General features: G+C 33.8%; 23 protein-coding genes. 7 read left to right on the top strand and 16 right to left on the bottom strand.

The genetic code is table 11. The features are described 5' to 3' along the window. From LPB87_RS07605 to LPB87_RS07580, 6 genes are all read left to right on the top strand, one after another. Window positions 1-399 (top strand): c-type cytochrome, encoded by a 399-nt coding sequence (locus LPB87_RS07605; RefSeq protein ID WP_129540239.1) that lies wholly within the window; start codon window positions 1-3, stop codon window positions 397-399. Window positions 400-692: 293 nt separating this feature from the next. Beyond that, window positions 693-1,169 (top strand): methylated-DNA--[protein]-cysteine S-methyltransferase, encoded by a 477-nt coding sequence (locus LPB87_RS07600; RefSeq protein ID WP_129540240.1) that lies wholly within the window; start codon window positions 693-695, stop codon window positions 1,167-1,169. Between the two features lie 136 nt (window positions 1,170-1,305). After that, complete coding sequence (locus tag LPB87_RS07595; protein WP_129540241.1) at window positions 1,306-2,019, top strand: 3'-5' exonuclease; 714 nt, start codon at window positions 1,306-1,308, stop codon at window positions 2,017-2,019. Between the two features lie 154 nt (window positions 2,020-2,173). Next, window positions 2,174-3,250, top strand: coding sequence for a winged helix DNA-binding domain-containing protein (locus LPB87_RS07590; protein WP_230605512.1), 1,077 nt, complete (start codon window positions 2,174-2,176; stop codon window positions 3,248-3,250). Window positions 3,251-3,360: 110 nt separating this feature from the next. Then, window positions 3,361-4,800, top strand: coding sequence for a nucleoside recognition domain-containing protein (locus LPB87_RS07585; protein WP_129540243.1), 1,440 nt, complete (start codon window positions 3,361-3,363; stop codon window positions 4,798-4,800). Between the two features lie 136 nt (window positions 4,801-4,936). Continuing rightward, complete coding sequence (locus tag LPB87_RS07580; RefSeq protein WP_230605511.1) at window positions 4,937-5,689, top strand: hypothetical protein; 753 nt, start codon at window positions 4,937-4,939, stop codon at window positions 5,687-5,689. A 48-nt stretch (window positions 5,690-5,737) separates the two neighbouring features. Here LPB87_RS07580 and LPB87_RS07575 read toward each other — a convergent pair whose 3' ends face one another. The 6 genes from LPB87_RS07575 to ricT form a co-directional block, all read right to left on the bottom strand. Further along, window positions 5,738-8,515, bottom strand: a complete 2,778-nt coding sequence (locus LPB87_RS07575; protein WP_230605510.1) for a M4 family metallopeptidase — start codon at window positions 8,513-8,515, stop codon at window positions 5,738-5,740. A 368-nt stretch (window positions 8,516-8,883) separates the two neighbouring features. Further along, a complete protein-coding gene (locus LPB87_RS07570; protein ID WP_129540245.1) occupies window positions 8,884-9,540 on the bottom strand; it encodes a CoA transferase subunit B in 657 nt (218 codons plus the stop codon). An 85-nt stretch (window positions 9,541-9,625) separates the two neighbouring features. After that, window positions 9,626-10,327 carry a CoA transferase subunit A gene (locus LPB87_RS07565; RefSeq protein ID WP_129540246.1) on the bottom strand — a complete coding sequence of 234 codons (702 nt, stop codon included), beginning with the start codon at window positions 10,325-10,327 and terminating at the stop codon, window positions 9,626-9,628. A 405-nt stretch (window positions 10,328-10,732) separates the two neighbouring features. Continuing rightward, a complete protein-coding gene (locus LPB87_RS07560) occupies window positions 10,733-13,036 on the bottom strand; it encodes a transglycosylase domain-containing protein (RefSeq protein ID WP_129540247.1) in 2,304 nt (767 codons plus the stop codon). A gap of 11 nt (window positions 13,037-13,047) precedes the next feature. Then, the gene (locus tag LPB87_RS07555; protein WP_230605509.1) at window positions 13,048-13,527 is read right to left on the bottom strand and encodes a gliding motility lipoprotein GldH; all 480 of its coding nucleotides are present in this window, start codon (window positions 13,525-13,527) and stop codon (window positions 13,048-13,050) included. Further along, the gene (gene ricT / locus LPB87_RS07550; RefSeq protein WP_230605508.1) at window positions 13,511-14,830 is read right to left on the bottom strand and encodes a regulatory iron-sulfur-containing complex subunit RicT; all 1,320 of its coding nucleotides are present in this window, start codon (window positions 14,828-14,830) and stop codon (window positions 13,511-13,513) included. The genes LPB87_RS07555 and ricT overlap by 17 nt, the downstream gene beginning before the upstream one ends. 439 nt (window positions 14,831-15,269) lie before the next feature. Here ricT and LPB87_RS07545 point away from each other — a divergent pair, with 439 nt between their 5' ends. Beyond that, complete coding sequence (locus LPB87_RS07545) at window positions 15,270-16,286, top strand: oxidoreductase (protein ID WP_230605507.1); 1,017 nt, start codon at window positions 15,270-15,272, stop codon at window positions 16,284-16,286. Window positions 16,287-16,344: 58 nt separating this feature from the next. Here the strand turns inward: LPB87_RS07545 and LPB87_RS07540 are convergent, their stop codons facing one another. The 10 genes from LPB87_RS07540 to LPB87_RS07495 all read right to left on the bottom strand — a co-directional run bounded on the left by LPB87_RS07540 (window position 16,345) and on the right by LPB87_RS07495 (window position 26,518). After that, complete coding sequence (locus LPB87_RS07540) at window positions 16,345-16,575, bottom strand: ferredoxin (RefSeq protein WP_230605506.1); 231 nt, start codon at window positions 16,573-16,575, stop codon at window positions 16,345-16,347. After that, a complete protein-coding gene (locus tag LPB87_RS07535) occupies window positions 16,575-17,816 on the bottom strand; it encodes a peptidase U32 family protein (protein ID WP_230605505.1) in 1,242 nt (413 codons plus the stop codon). The genes LPB87_RS07540 and LPB87_RS07535 overlap by 1 nt, the downstream gene beginning before the upstream one ends. A 6-nt stretch (window positions 17,817-17,822) precedes the next feature. Next, window positions 17,823-19,181, bottom strand: coding sequence for a rhodanese-related sulfurtransferase (locus LPB87_RS07530; RefSeq protein ID WP_230605504.1), 1,359 nt, complete (start codon window positions 19,179-19,181; stop codon window positions 17,823-17,825). 247 nt (window positions 19,182-19,428) lie between these two features. Further along, on the bottom strand, window positions 19,429-19,839 hold the full coding sequence (locus LPB87_RS07525) for a BrxA/BrxB family bacilliredoxin (RefSeq protein WP_129540254.1): 411 nt from the start codon (window positions 19,837-19,839) through the stop codon (window positions 19,429-19,431). 100 nt (window positions 19,840-19,939) lie between these two features. Continuing rightward, the gene (locus LPB87_RS07520) at window positions 19,940-20,737 is read right to left on the bottom strand and encodes a tetratricopeptide repeat protein (RefSeq protein ID WP_230605503.1); all 798 of its coding nucleotides are present in this window, start codon (window positions 20,735-20,737) and stop codon (window positions 19,940-19,942) included. A gap of 16 nt (window positions 20,738-20,753) precedes the next feature. Further along, window positions 20,754-21,929 (bottom strand): lycopene cyclase family protein, encoded by a 1,176-nt coding sequence (locus LPB87_RS07515; RefSeq protein WP_230605502.1) that lies wholly within the window; start codon window positions 21,927-21,929, stop codon window positions 20,754-20,756. A 142-nt stretch (window positions 21,930-22,071) separates the two neighbouring features. After that, complete coding sequence (locus LPB87_RS07510) at window positions 22,072-22,536, bottom strand: thioredoxin family protein (protein WP_230605501.1); 465 nt, start codon at window positions 22,534-22,536, stop codon at window positions 22,072-22,074. 131 nt (window positions 22,537-22,667) lie between these two features. Beyond that, the gene (locus tag LPB87_RS07505; RefSeq protein ID WP_230605500.1) at window positions 22,668-24,944 is read right to left on the bottom strand and encodes a TonB-dependent receptor; all 2,277 of its coding nucleotides are present in this window, start codon (window positions 24,942-24,944) and stop codon (window positions 22,668-22,670) included. Window positions 24,945-25,127: 183 nt separating this feature from the next. After that, window positions 25,128-26,039, bottom strand: coding sequence for an NAD(P)/FAD-dependent oxidoreductase (locus tag LPB87_RS07500; protein ID WP_230605499.1), 912 nt, complete (start codon window positions 26,037-26,039; stop codon window positions 25,128-25,130). A gap of 110 nt (window positions 26,040-26,149) precedes the next feature. Continuing rightward, window positions 26,150-26,518, bottom strand: coding sequence for a MerC domain-containing protein (locus tag LPB87_RS07495; protein ID WP_230605498.1), 369 nt, complete (start codon window positions 26,516-26,518; stop codon window positions 26,150-26,152). Between the last annotated feature and the right edge of the window lie 83 nt (window positions 26,519-26,601).

Genomic DNA, 26,601 nt, shown 5'->3' with positions numbered 1-26,601 from the left:
ATGAAGAAAATACTACTGGTATTAGTAATACTTGCATTCGTTTCTTGTAAAAAAGAAGAGAAAGTAACGATAGATAATTCAGGAATGCCAAGCGAAGAAACGGCTACTTTAACTGCTAAAACTCCAGAAGAATTAGGAAAAGCAATTTTTGAAGGACAAGGAAATTGTTTTGCTTGTCATCAGGTAGACCAAAAAGTTATAGGCCCAAGCATTAAAGAAATTGCTAAAATATACAAAGAGAAAAACGGAGATATGGTTGCATTTCTTAAAGGAAAAGGGGATCCGATTGTTGATCCAAGTCAGTTTGAAGTCATGAAGACCAATTTTCCTGTAACACAAGCTATGTCTGACGAAGAACTTAAAGCAATCGAAACTTATTTTTATAGCTTTTTAAAGTAGGAGCTGATCACGCTTTCCGCTATATCTTTATGTTTTTAAAGGAAAAACATAAAGGATGTCGCTTCAATCGTGGCTAAAAAAACAAAAACCATTCGTATCTATGAATGTTTTTTTTTATACCTGCAAGGTTTTCAGAACCACAACTTTGTACTTCTGAGCAGAGTCGAAGAACCTCACAAGTACTTCCATAATATAAGGACCCCTTTGTCAAAGTTTTGAACTTTGACAAAGCTCACGATGAAAGTCCACAAAGAATTGCAGGCCTTAAGCATTATTTTCTTTACTTTTATAAAATGGAAACAGCATACATTAATTCACCTTTAGGAATCACCAAAATTGTTGGCGATGAAAACGGAATCTCAGAGATTACCGTTGCTAACGCTGGAGACAATGGGGTTTCTGACAAAATTGCAACAGAGTTGCAAGAAGCTGTTTCGCAATTAAACGACTATTTTTTAGGCAAAAGAATAGAATTTGATTTTAAGCTAAACCCCAAAGGAACAGATTTTCAGCAAAGAGTTTGGAAAGGATTACTTGAGATTCCTTTTGGTAAAACCATGAGTTATTTAGAACTATCCAAAAAGTTAGGAGATGTTAAAGCTATTCGTGCCGTAGCATCTGCAAATGGGAAAAATCCACTTTGGATTGTTGTTCCTTGTCATCGCGTAATAGGAACTGATGGATCACTAACAGGATATGCTGGAGGATTATGGCGTAAGAAATGGTTATTAGAACATGAAAATCCAGTAAAACAGCAAAGTCTATTTTAGTTTGCCAAGATTAATTTCACGAATTTTGAAAGTGTCAAAATTTAAGTACATTTATACAGGCGATGAATTAGTTTTTAATGCAGTCTAAATATCTAAGAAGCCTAAGCCGTCTAACCAATCTAAGAAGTCTAAATTAATGATTGAAAAAATAAACTTAAACAACATCCTTTTTCTAGATATAGAAACCGTTCCTGAAACAGCAGCGTTTGGAGAACTAGATGATGAGATGAAAGAACTCTGGGAGCATAAAACACAATATCAGCGAAAAGAGGATTTTACACCCGAAGAATTTTATGACCGTGCAGGAATTTGGGCTGAGTTTGGTAAGATTGTTTGTATTTCTGTAGGGTATTTTACCATCAAAGGAGATATTCGAAATTTTCGAGTGACATCATTTTTTGGAGATGAGATAAAAATCCTTAAAGATTTCAATAATCTACTAAACAACCATTACAATAAACCGTACCATGTTTTATGCGGGCATAACGCAAAGGAATTCGATATTCCGTTTATCGCTAGACGAATGATTATCAATCAAATTGCAATTCCAGACAAGCTGAATCTATTTGGAAAAAAACCATGGGAAATTCCACATCTGGATACCTTAGAGCTTTGGAAATTTGGTGATTATAAACATTTCACTTCCTTAAAACTATTGACAAAAATCCTCGGAATCCCTTCTCCAAAAGGAGATATTGACGGAAGTCAGGTCGGACATGTTTTTTATGTAGAGAAAGATATTGATAGAATCGTAACCTATTGCGAAAAAGACACCATCGCTGTAGCGCAAATCTTCCTTCGCTTGCGACGTGAAGATTTATTGATTGATGATGAGATTATTCATGTTTAGCTTTTTAAGTTGCAAAAGGGACAGAGAATAAATAGACAACGATAAAAAAATACGTTTTAACGTCTTTGCGAGAAATAATTAATGCAAAGAAATTAATTAAAATGTTTTAAGCAATACGCTAATACATCTTGTATGCTTTAATAAAACTTAAAAAATGACACATCCAGAAATAGCTTTTTTAAGAATGGCTTCACAAAAAATATTGAAGACCAATTTTCATGAACCTCAAGAAATTGTAAAACATCTGGGAGCTATGCAGGCGCAAGATTATTCGATGGCAAAATGGGCAATTGGTTCACGATGTGATGCTTCAGAAAAGAGTATTGAAGAAGCAATTAATTCTGGCAAAATTATTCGAACACATATTTTACGCCCAACTTGGCATTTTGTTTCTGCAGATGATATTTATTGGATGTTAGATGTTTCAGGGCCTCAGGTAAAAAAAATTGTGCTTTCTGCAGCTAGAAAAAATGGTTTTGACGAAAAGAAATTAGATAAAGTTAATTCATCAATCCAAAAGATATTAGCAGGGAACAATTCATTGACTCGTGATGAAATTATGCAAGAACTTGACGTTAAGAAAAATTCGGGTGATGGATTTTTCAATAGCACCATCATTATGATGAATGCAGAACTAGATGGTCTAGTTTGTAACGGAAAAATGAAAGGAAAGCAGTTAACATATTCATTACTAGAAGAGAAAGTCCCAAAAACAAATACTAAACTAACAAAAGAGGAAGGGCTGGCAAAATTAGCAAAACGATATTTTGAAAGTCATGGACCTGCAACATTATTAGATTTTACATGGTGGTCAGGTTTTCCAGCTACAATAGCAAAATTGGCTATTTATTCAGTTGAATCAGAGCTAGATTCTATTGTAGTTGATGGTAAAAAGTATTGGTTTAAAAAAGGCCTTCCTTCAGAAATTAATACGCCGAAAAGTATCCATTTTCTACCTTCGTTTGATGAGATTCTAATTTCATATAAAACGCGAGAAATCACTATTGCAAAAGAGCATCAAGCCAATGCTTTCACAAACAACGGTATCTTTTGGCCAATAATAATAGAAGACGAAAAAGTCATTGGAACATGGAAACGAGCAGCAAAAAAGGAACATACAAAGATAGAAACCAATTTTTTTGAAACGATTTCTGCAGACAAAAAGAGTCTTGTTTTGGAAGCTATCACTCCTTTTGAGAACTACTTAGAAACTAAAATTATTATAGAATAAACTGAGGTTTTATGCGAAATAGAGGGTTTTAAACAAATACTTCTCGTTTGCTAAGTAAAATGATTGTGCATATTATGGCTAAATAATTACATTTACAAAAAATTATAATTATGGTGTTAAGTAGATTTTGGCTAGCGATATTTATTTCGTCAATTGCTTTTATTGTAATCAGTTTGTTTACTGGTAATACATATACTATTGATTATGTTTTGAATGGTAAGAAAGATGAACCTATTTTAATCTCTGAAAAATATATTGAGCAAATTCCAGCATTTGTAAGAGATAGTATTAAGAAAGCGCCAGACAATACTGTTATTATCAATCGTGATGCTTCAAATGCAGATACAACCTACGTTTATAAAAACAAAACGGTAAAGATTTTTAGCGGAGTTCAGAAATCAGATGGTTTGTTACCGACTTGTAAGAGTACTTTGGTCGACTTGATTCTTCCACTTATTGCTTATCTGGCTTTTTTCTGCGGATTGATGGAGCTTTTAATTATTTCTGGAGCTTCAGGGAAATTAGCAAAAGGCTTGAGTCCAGTGTTTGTAAAAGTGTTTCCTAGTATTCCAAAAAATCACCCATCGATTTCGTATATGACCTTAAATTTTGCAGCTAACTTCTTAGGATTAGATTCTGCAGCTACTCCCTTTGGTCTTAAAGCCATGGAAAGTTTACAAGAAATAAATCCAGATAAGGACAAAGCCAGTGATGCGCAAATTATGTTTATGTGTTTGCACGCTTCAGGGCTTACATTAATAGCAACTTCTATCATCGGATATCGTGCAGCTGCTGGTGCTACTAATCCAGCCGATGTAATGTTGCCTTGTATTATTACCTCTTTTATCGGGACAATTGCTGCTTTTTTAATTGTTGGTGTTAAACAAAAAATCAATTTCAAGAGTGCTTCTTTAGTTTTAGGATTGATGGTTATGATTGCTGCCATAGTTGGACTTTTATTCTATGTAAATAGTTTAGATTTAATTGGTAAAAACTTCTTTACATCCAATCTTTCAGGATTGATATTGTTTGCAATCATAGGTTTTACGTTGGTTTTCTCTCTTAGACATGAGAAAAAATTTATTGCTGCTGAGACTACCGTTTTTGATGCTTTTGTAGTAGGAGCAAACAATGGAGTTAAAACAGGAGTTACTATCTTCCCTTATGTTTTAGGAATGTTGGTGGCTATTTCTTTATTTAGAAATAGTGGTTTGTTTGAAATTATCAGCCATTGGATCGCTTTTATTTTTTCGAATATGGGAGTGAGCAAAGAAATCACCGATGCGTTACCAGTTGCAATGCTTCGTCCTTTTAGTTCTGCGGGTTCACGAGGTTTCTTGATCGATTCGATGAATACTTTTGGAGCAGATTCTATGACCGGAAGATTGAGTAGTATTTTTCAATGTAGTGCCGAAAGTACTTTCTATGTAATTGCAGTTTACTTTGGGTCAGTAAACATAAAAAACACCCGTTACGCATTAGGAACTATGCTTTTGGTAGATGTAATTTGTGTGATTACAGCTATATTTGTGGCGAGTTGGTTTTTTTAATAAGTAGAATTTAAATTAAAAATTATATAAATATAAAACAGTATGAGAATTAGTAAATACACCAAATACATTGCAATTGCACTAATGTTGCTTTTTTTAGTTACGAGTCTATTAGCTTAAACGTTAGTTGATTAATATGAATAGAATTTACATTACGTTGTTTTTGTTGGCTCTGGTAAGTTGTAAAAAAGAACCAGCAACAGTAGGTCCAAAGTGGACTAAGGAAGACAAAAAAGAAATGACTGCAAAGCCAGCATTTAACAGGACTACCCCAAAAATAGATACGATTTATATTTCCGGGAATGAAGAAATAGGAGCGAGTAACTATATTTTAGCTTCTCTTTTAGATAAGAAAATTGATAAAGACAGTCTAATAACTGTTCAATACAGACTTGATTTCTTTACTAATAAAACAAAAGTTGGTTCTGAGAAAGTTACCATTGACCCATTTACCGAAGGTTCGAATTGGGGCGCTACATATGGTTTATCAGATGAGGACAATGCTACGGTATCACCTTTTATCCACATCAGTTTTGGTTATGAAGCTTGTGGATATAATCGACGACACTATTTGTATTATCTGAAAAATAATAACGTACAGCTTGTGCACGATTGGGACTCTATGAGTGACGGTGGTTGGGGAAGTTGGTTAGAATTTGGAGGAATAAATCCTAAAAATGAACCAGTTTCTTTTTATAGCAAAAGAGTTTCTTACGGCGGTAAAGAAGATGTTAATGATGAAGATATGGGAACCGTTGAACATTCGGATTCTATCGTATTTCATTTGAAAAACAACAAATGGGAAAAACGTTTGTTAACCCCAAAGGAAAAGGTATACTGGAAAAAAGACATTACTTTTAATGAATTTTATCCTCAATTTGCAGAATAAAAAAAGCCTCGCTGTTGCGAGGCTTTTTCGTTTTTAGTAAGCAACAATTTATTTCTTAACGAATTTTTTAACGATTCTTTTTCCGCCGTTATTTAATTCTATGATGTAAATACCAGTATTCAGGCTGCTAACATCTATCGATGTTCCGCTTAATTGTCCTGCAGTTACTTGCTGTCCAAGATTATTTGTAATCCTGAAAGTAGCTCCATCACTTTTTGCTAACGAAACATTCAACTCATTATTAACAGGATTTGGATATAAGGCAAAACTTGTATTATCATTAGTTTCTATTAATCCTGCAGTTACTTCTGGAGTTACAATTGCACCAGCAGCAGTAATATTCACAGAGTAATCCTCTACTTGACCATAAGAAAAAGCTTCACAAGAAGTTGGAATTCCGTTGTATTTCATAGCAACTCTCAATCGTGTAGTCCCAAGAGTGGCCGAAGCTGGAATTGTAATTGTTCCAGTTACAGGAGTTGTTGTAGAAGTTGCTTTTGTCCAAACAGTTTCGCCTGAATCTGCAAAATCACCATCTTGGTTATAATCTATAAAAACAGCATAACCTTCACTGTAAGTTGTAGATGTCCATGCAGGAGTTATTGTGATAGTATAAGCAGTTCCAGCAGCTACATTGGTTGAAATTGATGTAAAGTTTTCATAACCAGCTGTACCTGTTGAGGTATTGTTAATTGTACCAAATACAACCTTACCAATTCTTTCGTCGGCAGTATTGTTTCCTTGTGAAGCACAATAGGTAACAGTATTGGCTAGTGTTGTTACATTTACAGTATTACTTGCTGGCGAAACATTTCCTGCAGCATCTTTGGCTTTTACACTAAAACTATAAGCAGTTAAAGCAGTTAGCCCAGTTACAGTATAAGTTGTAGTTGTAGATGAGCCTTTAAGAGTTGTTCCTTGGTAAATATCGTATCCAGTTACGGCTACATTATCTGTTGCTGCAGTCCATGATAAATTAGTAGTTGTTCCAGTTGTTCCAGAAGCTGCAAGAGCAGTTGGAGCTGTAGGGGCAATTGTGTCTGTAGATCCTGAATAAGCAGCTCCAACACCTACCGCATAAAATGCGTCAGTTGTTGCAATTACCTCTGGTGATCCAGCGCCATATAAATCAATAGCTGATTGTATCCCAGATGTTCTGGCATTTGCAAAAGTAGAATTAGCAGTTAGATAAACACTCTCTAAACGATAAGCAATTTTTGCAGCTTTATCAATTGTAATTCCTGTTACACTATAAGAACTGCCTATATCATTTGTTCCTGTCTTACCTACAGACAAGATATAAAACCAATGGTTTAATACACCAGAATTTGTATGAACACCACAATAATCATTGGCTTGAGTAGGGGTTCCGCAATTAATAACTTTCCAGTTTGTACCACCATAAGTATCAGGTTGCCCTTCGGCTTTAGGGTTACTCATAGAACGAAGAGAAAGATGACCAGCTCTTCTTTCTATATCTTCACCAATTAGCCAAATAGATTTAGAAGGCGCGGCATAATACTCAATACAAGCTCCCCAAATATCAGAGAAACCTTCATTCATCGCACCAGATTCTTTTTGATAGGCTAAGTTTGCTGTATAAGTACAAACGGCATGACCAATTTCGTGTCCAGCTACATCAATAGCAGTTAAGATATCAAAGTAAGTTCCACTTCCGTCACCATAAGTCATTACGCTACCATCCCAGTAGGCATTATCGTATGCATTACTGTAGTGTACATAGCTTTTTATGATAGCACCTGCATTATTAAAACTATTTCTACCATGCACTGTTGACCAATAATCATACGTTTTTTCAGCTCCCCAATGGGCGTCAAGTGCACCATTATCTTTGTTCGTATTTGCATATTCAGCAGCAGTCCAGTTATTATCTGCATCTGTAAAATTTACTGCAGCAGTATAACTAGTTCCTTTTTTCATATTATACGTGTTTATGCCTAAACCTCTTGTTGCATCTGCTAGTATATATGAAGATCCACTTAAAGTTGTTTGAATTACCTGAGTTCCGCTATAACGTGTAGCCGCATTTGCTGCAACAAAAGCCATTTTAGAACCGGCATCGTCTTTTAGTTTTTTTGCATTAACATTAGTTGATTTTAACTTACTACCATGAGCATGTTCTCCAAGATGCTTTATAGTTGCATTATAAAACAGTACTTGACCGTTTTCAGCATCGATGTATAAATCCCCCCTGCTTACAGGATTTGTTGCGTAAATGTCAAATTTATAGGCTAAACGAACCTTGTCGGTTGTTCTGTTAGTACCTTGATCTTCCATAGATGGCAATAACACTAGTTCTCCTTTTGGTTTTTCATAACCAATCTCTTTAGCGTCATTAGGTGTTTCCCAAAGGTATTGCTTGGCACCAGTGTAGCTAACTGCTCTATTAAAAGCATCTTGAGCTGAAAGTTTTGGTTTTGTATTTACTTTATCGATGTTGTAATACTCACCATTCATAGAAACTAATTTACCATCTTTTGAATGTAAAGTGTAGTTTGCAAACTCTACTTTAACGCCTTGTTCATACAATTGAAATTTTTCATGTGTGTAGCCCTGTGGATCAGATTCTGTTTTGACTCTTGCAAAGGATTGATTTTCTTTTAAACCTAATTGATCCTGAAATACCTTTTGAGAATCAGAACCTTTGTAGGTTGATTTGTCACTAAAGGTGATTAGACTAGGTTGTCCATTTTCGGATACATTTTTTTGGCTTACGCGCTTATCTGTTATTTGCGCAAATGCCGATAAAGAGAATGTAAGCACAACAGCTGTTGTTGTGGCAATTTGGGGTAATGTACTTTTCATAATCGATTTGGGGTTAAATGTTAATTTGATAATTTGTTTATAAATGAATTAAAGCATGTAGGTAAATACTTTAATTAATAATAAAATTATAAACATTTTGTTAAATAAAAACACATAATTTCCTTTAATCGATAAAATACAACATTTGTTGTGGAATATTTAATAAATAATAACATTATATTAATAATAGTCAGAAATAACTTGTTTTTATTATTAAATCATTGTTTTTCAAATTAGCTAACATATTGTTTTTTAATTAATTACGAGTGTTCATATTTTAATATGGAGAGGACTGCAGGGTAGTTGAAATTAAAAAAGGCTAACATGTAAAAATGTTAGCCTTTTTTAGGATTTTTTAGAATGAATCGTTAATCGATAATCATTTCAGGAATGTCACCTTCAATTATTAAGTTTGCTTCGGTTGAAACTATAATGTGTTCAACAGAAACACCAGGAGCTCGTTCTAAAAGTTTAAAACCTTTTGGAGTTATTTCTAAAACAGCCAATTCGGTAACAACTTTCTTTACACAACCAACTCCAGTTAACGGTAAACTGCATTTTTTTAGTATTTTAGACTCACCTGCTTTGTTTACATGCATCATGGCAACAATAATGTTTTCTGCAGAAGCTACTAGATCCATTGCACCACCCATTCCTTTTACCATTTTTCCAGGAATTTTCCAATTGGCAATATCTCCATTTTCAGAAACTTCCATAGCTCCAAGAATAGTTAAGTCTACTTTTTGGCTACGAATCATTCCAAAGCTAAAAGCTGAATCAAAGAAACTAGCTCCAGGCAATGTGGTTATGGTTTGTTTTCCTGCATTAATAACATCTGCATCTTCTTCTCCTTCAAAAGGGAAAGGCCCCATTCCTAGAACACCGTTTTCGCTTTGAAATTCGACATCAATTCCTTTCGGAATATAGTTTGCTACCAATGTTGGTATTCCGATGCCTAAATTCACAAAAAAACGGTCTTTAAGCTCTTGTGCAATTCGTTTTGCAATATCTTCTTTTGTTAACATATCTTTTTTAATGTGTCAATTTTTTTAATGTGCCAATTTGATAATTTAAACCATTCAGTGAGAATTATCTAATTGTCTCAATTATCTAATTTCTCTGTCTTACCGTACGCTGCTCAATTCTCTTCTCAAATTTTTCTCCCTGAAAAATGCGTTGAACCATAATTCCAGGAATATGAATTTGATTGGGATCTAATGTTCCAGCAGGAACCAGTTCTTCAACTTCGGCAATGGTGATTTTTGCTCCCCCAGCCATGCAGGCATTAAAGTTTCTAGCTGTTCCTTTAAAGATAAGATTTCCAGCTTCATCGCCTTTCCATGCTTTTACAATTGCAAAGTCAGCTTTGAATGCTTCTTCCATAATATGCATTTTTCCATTAAATTCACGAACTTCTTTGCCTTCGGCAACTTCTGTCCCGTAACCTGCAGGAGTAAAAAAAGCAGGGATTCCAGCTTGCGCTGAACGGCAACGTTCTGCTAATGTTCCTTGTGGAATGAGTTCTACATCTAATTCTCCAGAAAGCATCTGACGTTCGAATTCAGCATTTTCACCAACATAAGAAGAAATCATTTTCTTGATTTGCTTTTTTTGCAATAATAACCCTAAACCAAAATCATCTACACCTGCATTGTTTGAGATACAAGTAAGCCCTGAGGTTTCTGTTTTTACCAATTCGGCAATAGTATTTTCTGGAATGCCACATAAACCAAATCCGCCAAACATAATTGTCATGTCGTTTTTAATTCCTTGAATTGCTTCCTGAACGGTGTTGACTTTTTTACTAATCATATTATTTGTCTTGTATTGACGTATATTTTTGATAAAAATACCAATTTTAGATTAAATTATAACGATTTCGTAAAAAATAAATCTACAAGGTAATTTGTGGGATATAATTTAACAACGATTGTGATTAACCGCAAAGGGCGCTAAGGTTTACGCAAAGTTGGCAAAGCTTAATCTATAAATAACTTTGCGAACTTTGTGCTTTTATCTTTGTGAACTTTGTGGTAAATTTTTAAGCCACAGATTACCCTGATTAAAAGGATTTAAAAACTTTGCGTGCTTTGCGGTTAATCTTTTATTTTTTTGGATTAATCTGCATTCAATTTGTTCCAAAAAAAATCCTTTTGCGTCTTCCGAAAAATCAGAAGCAACAAAAGGATATTTTTATTTTATAGAAATGAATTTAAACTACAGTTCGAATTCGTCTGTGTTTTGCTCAATGTCTGTTGTGTCTTTGACTTTTGGAGCAGAGTAGCAATCTACTTTTATCGAAAGATTTGAAGGTCTTTCAAATTCAGATTTTGATACTTGTAAAGCAGGATCGGCATAACAAAGTTTCATGAAATAACCCCAAACAGGTAAGGCTGCTGTTGCACCTTGTCCGTAGGTAATACTTTTAAAACGTGCCGAACGGTCTTCACAACCTACCCAAACACCCGTTACTAAGTTCGGAACCATACCCATAAACCAACCATCTGACTGATTTTGTGTTGTTCCTGTTTTTCCAGCAATAGGATTACGGAACATGTATGGATATCCTGTCCAGCGTTTGTCTCCACTACCGCCACCTTCAGTGCGTAAACGTGAACCTGAACCACTTTCGGTAACTCCTTGAAGCAATTTAATTACCGCAAAGGCAATGTCTTTATTTAGTACATCGTGAGATTCTGGAATTGGCTCATAAATTACTTCACCGCTTTTATTTTCAATTCGGTTTAGGAACTGTGGTTTTACATAAACACCTTGGTTTGCAAATGTGCTGTAAGCAGCAACCATATCTTCGACTGTGATTTCAACAGCACCTAATGCGATTGAAGGTTGTACTGGGATTTGAGATTTCACACCTAGTTTATGTGCTAGTTCAACTACCGCTTCAGGACCAACACGATCAATTAATTTTGCTGATACAGTGTTGATAGAGTTAGCTAAACCTTGTTTTAAAGTTACCATTCCACGATATCTGTTGTCAGAGTTTCTTGGTTCCCAATCGGCTGTAACATGATGACGTCCTTTGTGAATCATAAATGGACCATCAAGAATAGAGTCGCAAGGAGACATATTTAATTGCTCAATTGCAGCAGCATAAACAAACGGTTTGAATGTAGAACCTACTTGTCTAGCCCCTTGCCCTACGTGATCGTATTGAAAATATTTGTAATTGATTCCACCAACCCAAGCCTTGATACTACCCGTTTGTGGTTCCATTGCCATTAAACCAGCTTGTAAAAAGTGTTTGTAATAACGTATAGAATCTAAAGGGGTCATGATTGTATCTCTTTCACCTTTCCAGGTAAACACAGTCATTTTTGTTTTTTCGCTAAATGATTTTATGATTTCTTCATCGCTTTTATCGGCAGCTTTCATTACTGACCAACGGTACGAAGATTTCATAGCTTGATTTATAATTCGTTGCGTTTCAGCTTCAGAAATATTAACAAAAGGAGCATTTTTATTTGTTTTTGATTGTAAGAAAAACTCTTCCTGTAAGTTTTTCATATGTGCCGCAACTGCTTCTTCAGCATGTAATTGCATTCTAGAATCAATAGTAGTATATATTTTTAGACCATCTTTGTAAATGTTGTAGTCTGAACCGTCTGGTTTTTTATTCTCAGCTACCCATTTTTTCATATAATCACGTAGGTATTCTCTAAAGTAAGTTGCAGTTCCTTCTCGGTGACTTTCTAGTTTAAACTTCAGTGAGATAGGAAGGGCTTGTAACTTGTTTTTTTGATCCTCTGTAATCATACCTGCTTTTTCCATTTGGGCAAGTACAACGTTACGACGATTTTTAACTCCTTGCGGATTTCTTACGGGATTGTATAAACCTGAGTTCTTGAACATTCCGACTAATATTGCCGATTCGTCCATTGTTAAATCTTTCGGTTCCTTAGAAAAATAGGTTTGTGCAGCAGAACTTACACCAACGGAATAATTACCAAAGTCATATACGTTGCAATACATTGCAATTATTTCGTTTTTAGTATATTGTCTTTCTAAACGAATGGCAATAATCCATTCTTTTACTTTTTGTACAATTCTAAAAGGTAAAAATTTTGATCCTTCTCCATGAAATAATTGTTTGGCTAATTGTTGCGTAAGGGTACTTGCTCCTCCACTAGTTCCTAAACTTGCAATAGCTCTTAAAGTTCCACGTCCGTCGATACCCGAATGTTCGTAAAAACGCTCATCTTCTGTTGCTACAAGTGCTTCAACAAGACTTTTAGGTAAGTCAGAATATTTTAACTGTGACCTGTTTGTCTGGAAATACTTACCAATAACTACTCCATCTGAGGAGATGATTTCAGTAGCTAAATTAGAATCAGGATTTTCTAAGTCTTCAAATGAAGGCATAGAACCAAAGATCCCCCATGAAGCAAATAAGAAAAAGGTAATAACACCTAATAAACCATAACCGAAAATTTTCCAAAAGGTCTTTTTGTAATAATTTATGTCTTTATCAGTTTTTGTTGGATTGTTTTTTTTAGCAGCCATATAAATCTATTCTAATCTTTTTTTTCAATTCTAAAACCTACATCAGTAATTCCATCAAGTTGTTGTACACCAGGCACTTTTCCAGACTCTCTAACTGCTTGTTTGATGTGAACTTTGTATTTCCCTTTAAATTTAACGTCCTCTTTGTAAAAGAGTTTACTTTCTTTTATATCCGTAAATCCATTGCCCATTAAAGTTCCATCGGGGTGTGCCATTTGGTATTCAAGGGTATCTACTTTGGTGAATCCGCTTTGGGTTTCAATAGCAACAATTAAAAATATATTATTGAAAGGATAATTGTTATTATCTCTCAAATTTACAAATAAATTGTATCGTTTGGTTGAATCTAATTCTGGTAAATTAAATGTTACAATACTATCTTTATGCCAGGCAGATCCAACAGATTTGTATTCATCAAATACTCTTTTTTTATCGCATGAAAAAAGAAGTATAGCCATCAAAAGAAGAATCGCGCTATTTTTTATTCTCATTTTTTGTAATAATTATTGGTTTTCTAGGGCCAGCTGGTTTCTTATCATTCGCAGCATTATTGTTTGGCTTATTGTTATTATTGTTTCCAGCTGGCTTATTGCCTTTTGGATTTTGATTTTTGGGTGCTTGATTGTTAGGAGCAATTGCAGGAGCTGCAGCAGCATTTTCACCAATAGTTTTGCGTTTTTTAGCTGGTTTTTTCTTTCTTTTAGGTTGATCAAAACGAGTTAAACTTTCTTGCCCCATAGCATTATTAAAGTCTTTTTCAGGCTCTTGAGCAACTTCTATTGCAAAATCTTCAAGTGATGAAACTCTTTTTTTGAGTTTGTTTTCGGCAACGATTTCTTTTACCTGATCAATTTTTAAAACATGCCAATTTGCAAAGTTATTTGTGTAAGCAAACCACATTAATCCTTTAAAAATGTCTTGTTTTTGGCAAACAGCATCTCCTTTTTCGGTAACTAATTTAGTATCATAATCAGGAAAATCTTTAAGAGCATCCATGTAAGTATCTAGCTCATAATTTAAACAACACTTTAGTTTTCCGCATTGTCCAGCCAATTTTTGTGGATTTAAAGATAATTGTTGGTAACGTGCCGCTGAGGTATTTACACTTCTAAAGTCAGTCAACCAAGTTGAACAGCATAATTCTCTTCCACATGAACCAATTCCTCCTAAACGAGCTGCTTCTTGACGGAAACCAACTTGTTTCATTTCGACTCTGGTACTGAACTCTTTAGCAAAATCTTTAATTAAAAGTCTGAAATCGACTCTGTCATTTGCAGTATAATAAAATGTGGCTTTAGACCCATCTCCTTGAAATTCAATGTCTGAGATTTTCATTTCTAGTTTTTGAGCAATCGCTAACTCACGTGCACGAACTTTCATTGGTTCTTCTCTTTCACGAGCCGCCGACCAGATATCGATATCTTTTTGTGAGGCTTTGCGGTAAATTTTAGGAACTTCGTTACTTGCAGGATTAACTCCTTTTTTCTTCATTTGAATTTTTACTAATTCGCCTGTAAGAGTTACTATTCCTATATCATGTCCTGGAGACGCTACAGTTGCAACAATATCTCCAATACTTAAAGTTAATTTATCTACGTTTCTAAAGAATTCTTTTCTACCATTTTTAAAACGTACTTCAACACAATCAAAAGGAGCTTCTCCGTTAGGTAAACTCATATTAGAAAGCCAATCAAAAACGGTTAATTTGTTGCAGCTATCGGTGCCGCAAGTCCCATTATTTTTACAACCCTTAGGTGCGCCACCATCAGAAGTTGAACAACTTGTACATGCCATAATTTTATATGTAGTGTTGCAATTAATGCAACTTAAGTTCTTAAAAAGATTAATGTGTAAAGATAGTATTTTTTTTAGTTTGCTTTTTAATGGATTAACACTAATGCTACGTTAAATACAAAAGGCAGTACTATTTAAGAGAAAATTCTCTTGTTATTTATTTGTCTTAGTTAAAAGAACTTACTATTTAAGAATAGTTTTTTTAACCAAAAAAGCTATTCTGATTATTCTAAAATAATTATTTAAACTTATATTTGGGTTATATTTATAGGGTTTATCTTAAAATCTTAAGCTCGAGTATTGATTAAAAAAACGAAATATCCCTCATCGACATGAGTCATTCGCTACAACTGTGCAAATTATTATTTTGCTGTTGAGATTACTGTCAATACCTTCAAAATATTATCAATCTATTTTATACTATTTACAACAAAAAACCATGAACAAATTATTTTACGTTTTATTCGCAATCCCTTTTTTTATTAGCTGTACGAATAAAAAGCCTTTAGATCAAAAAAATATAAATTCAGTTAAAAAAGACACTACTCCTACCAGTGTTGTAGCAGTAGAAACGCAAAAAATATCTGATTTGGATATATATAATGTTAATTCAATTTTTGGCGAAAAAGATACCATTGCGTTAATATCATTGTCAGATAAATATCAATTAAGCGAACATAAAGACTCTCTTGCTATTCCTGATGTCAAAAAATTAGGAGAAAAAGACGCTCAATATCTAGTATTGAATTCGACATATAGAAATAGAATGCTATCTAAAATGAAAATATCAGAAAAAGATAGTGTTTATGTCTACGATTATGCTACTAATAATATCAATGCATTTTCTGTGAAATCCCTACAAGTAGTAGCGGCTATAAATGTATACGGAGCCGATTGGCCTTATTCACAACATGATTATATGATTGGATTTGCACTAGATCCTCAATTACTAAAAGGATTTAACTCCTATTATTTGAATACTCTAGTTTGCATTGGTTCAAAGAATCCTTTTGCAATGAAGCAATTGAAAGCCATAAAATGGAAAGAAACAACAATTGCTAAGGCGCCTGCTACGGCTCTAAATCCAGAATATAATAATTTGATAAAAACGGCAAGCAAAAAAATGGCTTATAGTTATAAATCAAATGGATTTGAATACTTTTTACAGGATTATATAAAAGAAGAAACAGTAGTGTTGAGAAGGCTAATTGTTAAAGAAGAAAAAACAAACCAGATAGTTTGTGACAAGTATTACCGTGAGAGCGAAGGCAACTCGATTGCACAATTAAATGACAATAGTGAAGATAAAGAAGTTAGTCAATGGACTGGTAAACTGTTTAAGAATAAACCTGAGGTGGTTTTTGGTTTTGAATACGTTTCTTTCGGTTGCCCAGGGATTTCATTCTTAGATAAAAATGAACCTGACATCTTTTTAAATTGTGATAACAGACATTAATTTAACCTTATAAAAAAGAAAAACCTATTCATTTGATATTTAGAATAGGTTTTTCTTTTTAAGTTTCTTTTACCGTAATGATTTTTACTGGGCAGGCTTTTGCTGCCAATTCACAGCTTTCCACAATAGTATGATTTGATGACTTTAAAGTAAAAAAGCCTTTTGCATTTACTGAGTGTATCAAAACTGATTTTCCATCTTTTTTTGACATCTGAAAATGTAAAGGATCCATTTCTACACAGTAATTACACCCAATACACTTGTCTCTTTGTAATGTTACAATGACCATTATACCTCAACAATTTTATATAATTTATCAGACATTCTGATTCTGAAAGGAAGTTTGAAGGTACAATCATCCCCTTTTGTTGCTTTATCAGCTACAATGTCATTTACATACATTTCGTCGATTACCATTTCCTGAGCCCCTGTACTTGGCCCAGTTACAAGAATTCTGTCCCCAATTTTAATATCGTAAGCTTCAATTTTAAATTGCCCAACTTCAGCCTTTGGAAAGAAGTGAGTTCCTTTACCTACATAGACTTTCTTTTGCGTTGCTGCTGATCCCGGAATATCGCTCCATTCACCTAGTTCTTGTCCTAGGTAATACCCTGACCAAAAACCACGATTGTAAACGGTATTCAAAGCTTCCATCCAAACTGCCGTTTTATCATTTGAAAAAGTACCATCGTAATAGGAATCGATAGCCTCGCGATATGTTTTTATTACTGTTGCCACATATTCGGGAGCACGTCCACGACCTTCTATTTTTAAAACCTGAATTCCAGAATCGATTACTTGATCAAGAAAATCCAGCGTACATAAATCTTTAGGAGACATCAAATACTCGTTATCGACTTCGATTTCAAAACCAGTTTCTTGGTCTATAACAGTATATTTTTTACGACAATTTTGCTTGCAAGCGCCACGGTTTGCCGAGGAGTTATGCGAATGTAAACTCAAATAGCACTTTCCTGATACTGCCATACATAAAGCACCATGTCCAAAAATTTCGATTTCAACTAAATTTCCATTCGGACCTTTTATTTGTTCTTTCTCAATTTGATCCGTAATACTTTTTACCTGACGTAGACTCAATTCTCGACTTAGAACCATTGTGTCTGCAAATAAGCTGTAAAATTTTATGGTTTCGATATTGGTCACATTCAGCTGTGTCGAAATATGTACTTCCATACCAATTGTTCTTGCCATCGCAATTACGGCTTGATCGGATGCAATTACGGCTGTAATATTGGCTTCTTTGGCTTTGTTTAACAACGTTTTTACAACCGATAAATCGTGGTCATAAATAATTGTGTTTAGCGTAAGGTAACTTCGAACGTTTTTGGTTGCACAACGAACAGCAATTTCTTGCAAATCGTCCATAGTAAAGTTTACCGTTGAACGTGCTCGCATGTTGAGTTGTTCTACTCCAAAATAAATAGAATCTGCGCCATTATCAAGCGCAGCCTGAAGTGACTCAAAGCTCCCTGCGGGAGCCATAAGTTCAATTGTATTGTTTATTGTCATGATGGATTAGTCTAAAATTTTATAGATTTTATCCGACAATCTAATTCTAAAGGGAACTTCAAAAGTAACTCTATCTCCTTTTTTAGCAGTAGTATTTACAGTGTCGTTAACCATCATTTTTTCTAAAATCAATTCTTGGTTACCTGTAGTTGGTCCAGAGATTAAGATGGTGTCACCAGTGTTTAACTCTTGATTTTCGATAGTAAAAAGACCAACTTGTGCTTTTACATAGTAATGTTCAGCTTTACCAAGAAGTACTTTTTTTACTTTTATTTTCTGGCGAATATCTGCTGGTTTCTCAGCCGCTGCCAAAGCTGTATCCGGTAGTTCACCAGAATGTTTGAATTTTAAATTTTCTGATTTTCCTTTTCTAAACACTTTGTTCCCAACTTGTTTTCCAGTTCTCATTCTTACCTGATCTACCAAAGGCATATGTATAACTTCAAGGCATTCTGTAGAACAGCAGTTTTCCATTGCCGATTTACATTCATCACATTGGATAAACAATAAATGACATCCGTCATTCTCACAATTGGTATGATTGTCACAAGGTTTTCCACATTGATGACATTGTGAAATAATATCATCAGTGATTCTTTCGCCTAGACGATTATCAAATACAAAGTTTTTACCAATGAACTTACTTTCTAAACCTTCTTCTTCAAGTTGTTTTTTGTAATTAATGATTCCACCTTCTAGTTGATATACATTCTTAAACCCTTGATGTTTAAAGTAAGCACTTGCTTTCTCACAACGAATTCCACCTGTGCAGTACATTACCAAGTTTTTATCTTCTTTATGATTTTGAAGTTGCTCGTTAATTATCGGTAAACTTTCTCTAAAAGTTTCTACATCTGGAGTTATGGCACCTTTAAAATGACCAACTTCACTTTCATAGTGATTTCTAAAATCAACTACAATTGTATTTGGATCTTCTAGGATATCGTTAAATTCTTTGGCCTTCAGGTGAACGCCTATATCTGTAACATCAAAAGTATCGTCGTTAAGACCGTCAGCAACAATTTTGTCACGTACTTTAATGGTTAATTTTAAAAAGGAGTGATCATCATGCTCAACAGCAATATTCAAGCGTAAGTCTTTCATGAAGTCATAGACTTCTAAAGTTGCTCTAAAAGCTTCTAAATTTTCTTCCGGAATACTCATTTGAGCATTTATTCCTTCGTTGGCAACGTAGATTCGGCCTAAAGCATCGAGTGCGTTCCAGGCTAGAAATAAATCATCGCGAAATTTTTTGGGATCTTGAATTTTTGCATACGCATAGAAAGACAACGTAAGACGTTGTTTACCTGCATCATCAATCATGATGGCTCTTTCTTCTGCGCTCAAAGTGTTATACAGTTGCATGCTATAAACAGTTTTAAGTTGAGAAATATTTTGAGGTGCAAAGGTAAGGAAAAAGTTATGAAATTACAAAGGCTCAGAGTTGCAAAGGTTCAAAGGTTTAATAAAGAAGCACTAAGGTTTCGAAAGATTGAAGAAGAAAGAACAAAGACTGCAAACAAAAAAAGCACTAAATTAATAGTGCTTTTTAAATCTTTGCTTCTTTTGAACCTCAGAATCTGAACAACTCAGAACCTTAGGAGCTTAAATATTAACAGTGCTCGTTGAAAGCATCTTTTAAGTTTTCTGCAATTAATTCAGCTGGGCGACCTTCGATGTGGTGACGCTCAAGCATATGAACTAACTCTCCATTTTTAAATAATGCCATACTTGGCGAAGATGGAGGAAAAGGGAACATATGTTGTCTAGCTGCATCAACAGCTTCTTTATCAACTCCTGCAAAAACTGTGATTAAATGGTCCGGTTTTTTAGCACCTTCTAAGCTCATTTTTGCTCCTGGACGTGCGTTTCTTGCTGCACATCCACATACTGAATTTACAACTACTAGTGTTGTTCCTTCTGATTTGATTGCGTTATCAACTTCTGCTGCACTATGTAAATCTTGAAAACCTGCAGTTGTTAATTCAGCTTGCATTGGTTTTACCATTTCTTCTGGATACATATTTTTATTTTTTTTAGTTTAACTTTTTCGAATTGCAAAGTTACAAAGTTTAAAAACAAGAACTTTAATTCAGGTATAAAGTTTTGTTATAGTTTAATTCTTATTTGCTGAACTTTTTTTGATATGGATACGTTTCGTAAACGGTATTGTCCTCATTAATAGTAAATCCCTTTGCTGCATCTTCTCTTGCAAGCCCAACTAAGGCAACCACTTCTTCTTTTGGTTTTCCTAATTTCAGCCAACAAATTGCTTTATAATATTTTGCATCCGAAAATTGTGGGTAGATTTTTAATGCTTTATCAAAAATTGCAATTGCTTCATCCCATTTTTGTAGTTCATATTTTGCTATCGCCTGATAAAAGTATGCAGTAGGATGTTCTAATTGTTGTCTGTTTTTGTAAATGTCATTTACATAATCGTCAAAAACTTTTTCCGCTTTATCGTATTCGTTTAATTGTAAATAGCAAAGTCCGATATAAAAACTATAGGTATGATCCATTACATAACCATTTCCATAAAGTTTAATGCATTCTTCTAAGTCTGTGATCGCTTCTTTATATGTTCTTGAAAAAATGCATTTTATAAAACCTCTATAGGGAAGCCATTCCTGTTTATTATATAAAACAGCCTTGTCTAAAAAAGACATTCCAACCTCGTACTTTTTGCATTTAAAATACGGCATTGCTTTTTGTTGCCATAAATAAGCTATTGTGCTGTCTTTTTTTAAACCTTCATCGATACAGCTTTGCCATTCTTGCATTTGGAATGTATAATTGTATTTATAAGCACAACTATCCAGAGATTGTTTAACAATAGCGTCTTGTGTCTTGTTTTTGGGAACTTGTGCAAATGTGAGAAAGGGAATTAAAAAGCTGCAACCTAAAATAATTTTTTTCAATGGTTATCGTTTAGAGTTAGAATTTCTTTGAAAGAAAAATCACTCTAAATAACGCTTTTATAAATGGTATTTTAGGACACTTTAAAATAACTTTAACATCTTCAATAAAGTTAGTTTCTTCGTCTAAGAACTTAAAAATCAACACTGGGTTTCCTTTTTGAAACATATCTGAAAATATTTCACTTCCGAGCTCGTTATTTCTGTCGAGTATATCTAATAAGAGCAGGTCATAAAACCAGAACTTATCTTTTTTATGGAACGAGGACATTTTAATTGGTGTCGAAGGTTTAGTATTTTGAGTTTCAAGAAACGCAACCAATTGGGTAGATTTTTTATCCGACTTCCTGAATGTGTACCCTGTACTCGCCTTTGTCCATCCACCTGCTGTACCAATGTTCAGTACACGTTTAGTGTTTCTTTTCCAAAAGGGGTAACAGGTCATCGGAATACTTCCTTTTTCTTTCTCAACTATCTCATAATCTTGAATGCCTAAATTATGAATATAGCTTTTAATCTCCGATTCATATTCCTGTTTTTCTAAAAGGGTATGCGAAAATAAGGTATATTCTACTAAAGCTTCTTTTTCTGATGTTGGCAAAACATACATGAACCGAGTGTTGTTTTTTTGTGCAACAGAAAAATCCATGAAAGTAACTTCTTCCGGATTAAGAAGATCTTGTTTGCTTTTGATGAACCACCCAATAAAGTGCTGCTGTAAAACAGGATATTGTTGCTGGTTTTCGATTAATGTATTGTTATAAATACTATTTAAAAGTTGATTGCAAGTAAATGTATTAGTCGAAGTAGCTACAAAAACATGTGTGTCGAGTTCATTAATATCAGTTACTTTGTCGTTAAGAAAGGTAACATTCTTTTGTTCTTTAATAAGTTCAAAAACAAAATTATAAAAGTCTAAACTACGAATCTGATTGTATTGATAAGGATTTAAATCTAAATCTCTTTTAAAACTTTCATTGGCAAATAATGCGGTATCCCATTTTTTTGAAATGACACTTTCCCAAATTGAGGACTCTTTTTGCCAAAAACACCAAGTCCGGTCATTGGTTTTTTTTAAATCCTCATCAATTAATAAAATAGTTTTTCCAATAAACTTCTCAGATAGCACCATCTTATAAACTGTCATCATTGCTGATAAACCAGTTCCTGTAAAAATGTAATCGAAATGCTTCATGTTTTGGTGGTACTATTTTTATCAAAAATAGGTAATTTTAATTCGTTGCGTTTATTCAATAATTTTTTTTATAACCATATAAGTAAAAACAAGTTTAAGGGCTTTATTTTAATGAATTTATATGACTTACATGGTTGATTTTTTATTCTTTCAACTTTGCTAATATTACTTCAAAGTCTTTTGCATTGCGATAGTTTGTGTCTTGGAATATGATTTCATTTTCGGGATTTAAAGCACAAATGATTGGGTAAGCTAGTTGATTGTTAACGGTGCCTAACTGAATCGCTAATTCGTTAACTCCGCTTGAGTTTCCGTTTGATTTATAATTGAATGTTTGATTATTGAAACGGATTGTTCTTTTTTCTTCTGCATGAAAATCAATAAAATAGAATTCGGAGTTGAGTTGAGCTATTATTGTTTTGTTTTTAAAAGTTGAGTTTTTCATCGCCTGACAATATTTGCACCAATCGGTGTGGATAAAAACAATAACTTTCCGTTTTTGAATTTGCTGTAAACTGTCTATTTGTTCAAACGAATAGGAACGTAGTTGAGCAAATCCATTGGAGTTAATCCCTATCAAGAAAATAATTAGAATTAGCTTTTTCATTTGTTTTTGTTTTGTTTTTTGTCAGCGATAATATGACCGCAAAGGGTACAGTCCCGATAGCTATCGGGATACGCAAAGTACACAATGGTTTGAGATTCTTTTAATTTTTATAATCTGTGCATAAATTATGTTTACCTCAGGTTATAGCGTAATCCAAAGAAACTGCGTATTCCTTGATTTGGAGCATAAACATATGTTGTGTCGAATGTCATTCCGTATGGGTTACTTGGAGTTGCAAGTACTTTTCCGTTTGCATCGTAGTCAACATTTTTATCAAAAGGATCGTTTGTTCTGGAAATCAAGAATGGATTGTCTCGTTTTGGAGTAAAGTTAAGTAGGTTTTTGATTCCTGCATACAACTCAAAATTTTTCCAACCTGTGTAGGTAAACTGAATATTTTGCAAACTATACCATGGAGAGTTTGGGTCTCTAGGATCGTTATCACCTAATAAAGGTAATTTCATTGAGCTGTATAAATTTCCGGTATAATCAATTCCTAAATCAATTGGATTGATTTTATACGAAACACTCCAAGTTGCTGTAAATTTTTCTGTTAAATATGGTCTTTCACGGACTCCGTTTTCAATATTTGAAACATCCATGATCGTTGCGCCAGCAATTAACTTTAATCCGTTATTAAAGTTTACGTCAATGTTTGTGCTGATTCCCTGACTTACAGCGTGCCCATCAATGTTGTCATAAATGATTTTGTTTGGGTCTGTATCGTAATCCGCAATTATTTTATTGCTAAATCGAGTATGAAAAGCAGTCGTTTCGATACCAATAAATGTTCCACTGTTAAAGTATATTTTCTTGATGTAGTTTATATTGGCATTGATTGATTTTTCAGGATTTAGATTATTAGCAATAACTACTTCTCTTGAACCAGTTAGAGCAGCATGGTCTTCTGTAAATAAATTCACTACTCGATATCCGGTTCCAGTATTAAAACGAAGGATATTATTGTCATTGAATTTTAATTTATAGGCAAATCTAGGTGTTACAATGTTTCCGTGGATAGAGTTATAATCGTATCGAAGTCCTAGGAGTATTTTGTGTTTTTCTGTAAATGTTATTTCATCTTGCAAAAATATACCAGGCAACCATGTTTTGTCTGGATTGTTTTTTCCTTGCACTTGTGTAGATGTTGTATTGTCGTCATAATAAGTGTAACGTGACGCTATTCCTGCTAGCAAATCGTTATTTTTAATTTTCTTATCCCAAGTAAGTTGAGCAAAACCTATTTTTTGGTTGGCAATATAAGAGGTAGTTCCGTAGCGACTGTCCTGATAGTGTACATTACCTGAGAATGAGAATATCAATTTTTCATCAGTCGGTAATTGATAGCTTCCTATAAGTTCGGCACGTTTGGTATAAACGCTTTCTCCATAAATTTCATCACCACCTCTGTATTTTTTCTCCCAGCGCAAATCGCCACCCCAGCGATCTTCATACATGCCACGCCCTGCAATAGTGAAGATTCTATTTTCTTTTCTTTTAAAAGTCCATTTTTGAAATACTGATACGCGATCCTGAAGCGTGACATCTGTGAAGCCATCATTATCATTGTCGATTCTTTGGTTGTAATTAAAATAATTAACTCCCAGTAAAGCTGTTGCATTTTTTCCAGCATTGAATTTTACTCCTAAATCTACATTTGTTTCCAGCCAACTCGTTGTAAAAACATCAGCAGAAAAAACGGGTGCATTGTCTGCACTTTTTGTTATGATGTTAATTAAACCTCCAACAGCCTCACTTCCGTATAAGGATGATGCTGGGCCTTTCACAATTTCTATCCTTTCAACCAGTGAATTCGGAATTCCTGATAATCCATAAACGGTTGATAAACTGCTCACAATTGGCATTCCATCAATCATTACTGCAGTATAAGGACCTTCGAGACCATTTATATGAATGTCTCCAGTGTTACAAACACCACAATTAAGCTGAGGACGGACTCCATTTACATTTTGCAAAGCTTCATAAATATTAGCTGTTGGGTTTTTCTTAAAAAATACTGGTGTGTAAACTTCTACAGGAACAGCACTTTCTAGCCTTTTTACCGCCTTTAATGTACCTGAAATTACTACTTCGTTTAGCTCGTTTTCATCGCTAGATAATTCAAAATCTAAAGTCAATGTTTGATTTTCTTTTGTAGAAATGCTTTTTGTTAAAGTTTGTAATCCAAGGGATGAAATTTGAATTTTATAATTGCCTTGAGGAACATTTTCTAATTTGTAATATCCTAAACTATCGGTTTGGGTTTTGTAATTAGTTTTTAATAATTGAACATTCGCTTGTAGGTTCTCTTGATTTTCAATAGTTACTCTACCAGAAATTGTAACTGTATTTTGTGAAAATGAGATCTGAAGTACCGAAAACAGCGCTATTGTAAATAAATATTTCATTTTATATAAATTATATTTTAGACAAATCTAAAAATTATATTCGACAAATAAAATTCTTACGCAGTTAAATATCATTCTTCAATTAAAAAGCGGTTTATTACTAACAATGAACCGCTTACATTTAATTGAAAACAAATCTATCTATAGCTAATAAATAATGGCATTATTAAAATTGTATTTCAACTAAGTGAAATCTTCCTCTATAAGTTCTTTGTTTATTATAGCACCAACTACAGACCCAGAAGAAACAGCCAGAGCTAGTGATCGTCCAACGGTACAATTGTCACCTGCTGCATAAATCCCGTTGATAGTTGTTTTCTGAAAAGAATCAACTTTAATAAGTCCTTGATCTGTTATTTCGCAACCTAATTCTTGTGGCACATAGGAGTGCTGTTCAAAAGGAGGTTTTGCATAAAGTGCTTTAATAGCTGTTTTTGTTCCGTTTTTAAAAACAATATTTATTATTTTTCCATCATTGTGCTGAAAGTAATCTATTTGATCTTCTACAATGGTAATATTGTTTCTTTCAAGTATATCGTTTTGCTCTTTGGTTAGTGATGTTTCACCATTCGTAAAAACGCTTAGGTCTTTTGTCCAATTGGAAATCATTTTTGTAAATTCAAAACCAATGGCTCCGTTTGCAATAATGCCAGTTCTTTCATTTTTCACCTCATATCCGTGGCAATATGGGCAATGTAATACTGAAATTCCCCAGCATTCTGCAAACCCATTTATTTGTGGAAATAGATCTTTTAAGCCAGTTGCAAAAAGTAGTTTCCTACCAGTAAATGTTTCTCCTTTTTCTGTTTTTATCTCAAAATTAGTTTCTCCTTTAAGAGCTTTGCTAACTTTGTCTTCTAAAAAAGTCACAGTTGGATATTTTAAGACTTGTTTTTTTGCCCTAGTATTTATATCCGAGGGTTTTTTTCCGTCGTGAGTTATGAAATTGTGTGAATATGGGGTTTGTTGGTTGCAAGGCTTACCGCTATCAATGATTAACACTTTTCGCAACGAACGTCCTAAAGCCATTGCTGCTGAAAAGCCTGCATAACTACCACCAATTATTATAACATCATATTTGTTGCTATTTATCATTATTTTATATTTTAGAATTGCGAAATATTTCTAGGTTTAGGGAATGGGTTTGTGTTTAAAAGCTACCTTTTTAGATAATCAGTAACATTATTTTGGGCACAAAGATTATTTTAATTTCCTGCAGTATTTTGTTCTTGTTTTTTATGACCTAGGTAATTTATAAAATGACCAACTATCATCCCAATTCCCCCAATAAAGATTAGGTAGGTGTGAACATCTAATATAATTTCTATAATTATACTTATGAAAATTAGTGTTATTGATAAAACCAGAATGCTACTAACAAGTAGAGTCGCTTTTTTTACTATTTTTATGACTGCAAAAAAACCGATGGATGCAAAAAGTAAATCGATTGTAGGATTATGGGTTATGCCAAGCGGAAGTATTGTTAATATAGGAAATACTAAACAATGTACGAGGCATATCGTTGCGCTAGAAATCCCTAAAAAATCCCAATTAAAAGTTGTTTTTGTCTTCATATTGTGTATATTAGCTTAATGCAATTATGTTGCAAATATAGAAAATTATTTCAAATGCAACATGGTTGCGTTAATATTTTATT

Source organism: Flavobacterium sp. EDS, assembly GCF_020991525.1.
Taxonomy (GTDB): Bacteria; Bacteroidota; Bacteroidia; order Flavobacteriales; family Flavobacteriaceae; genus Flavobacterium.
The sequence above is the reverse complement of the archived record's forward strand: the minus strand, read 5'-3'. Positions and strand labels throughout refer to the sequence as shown.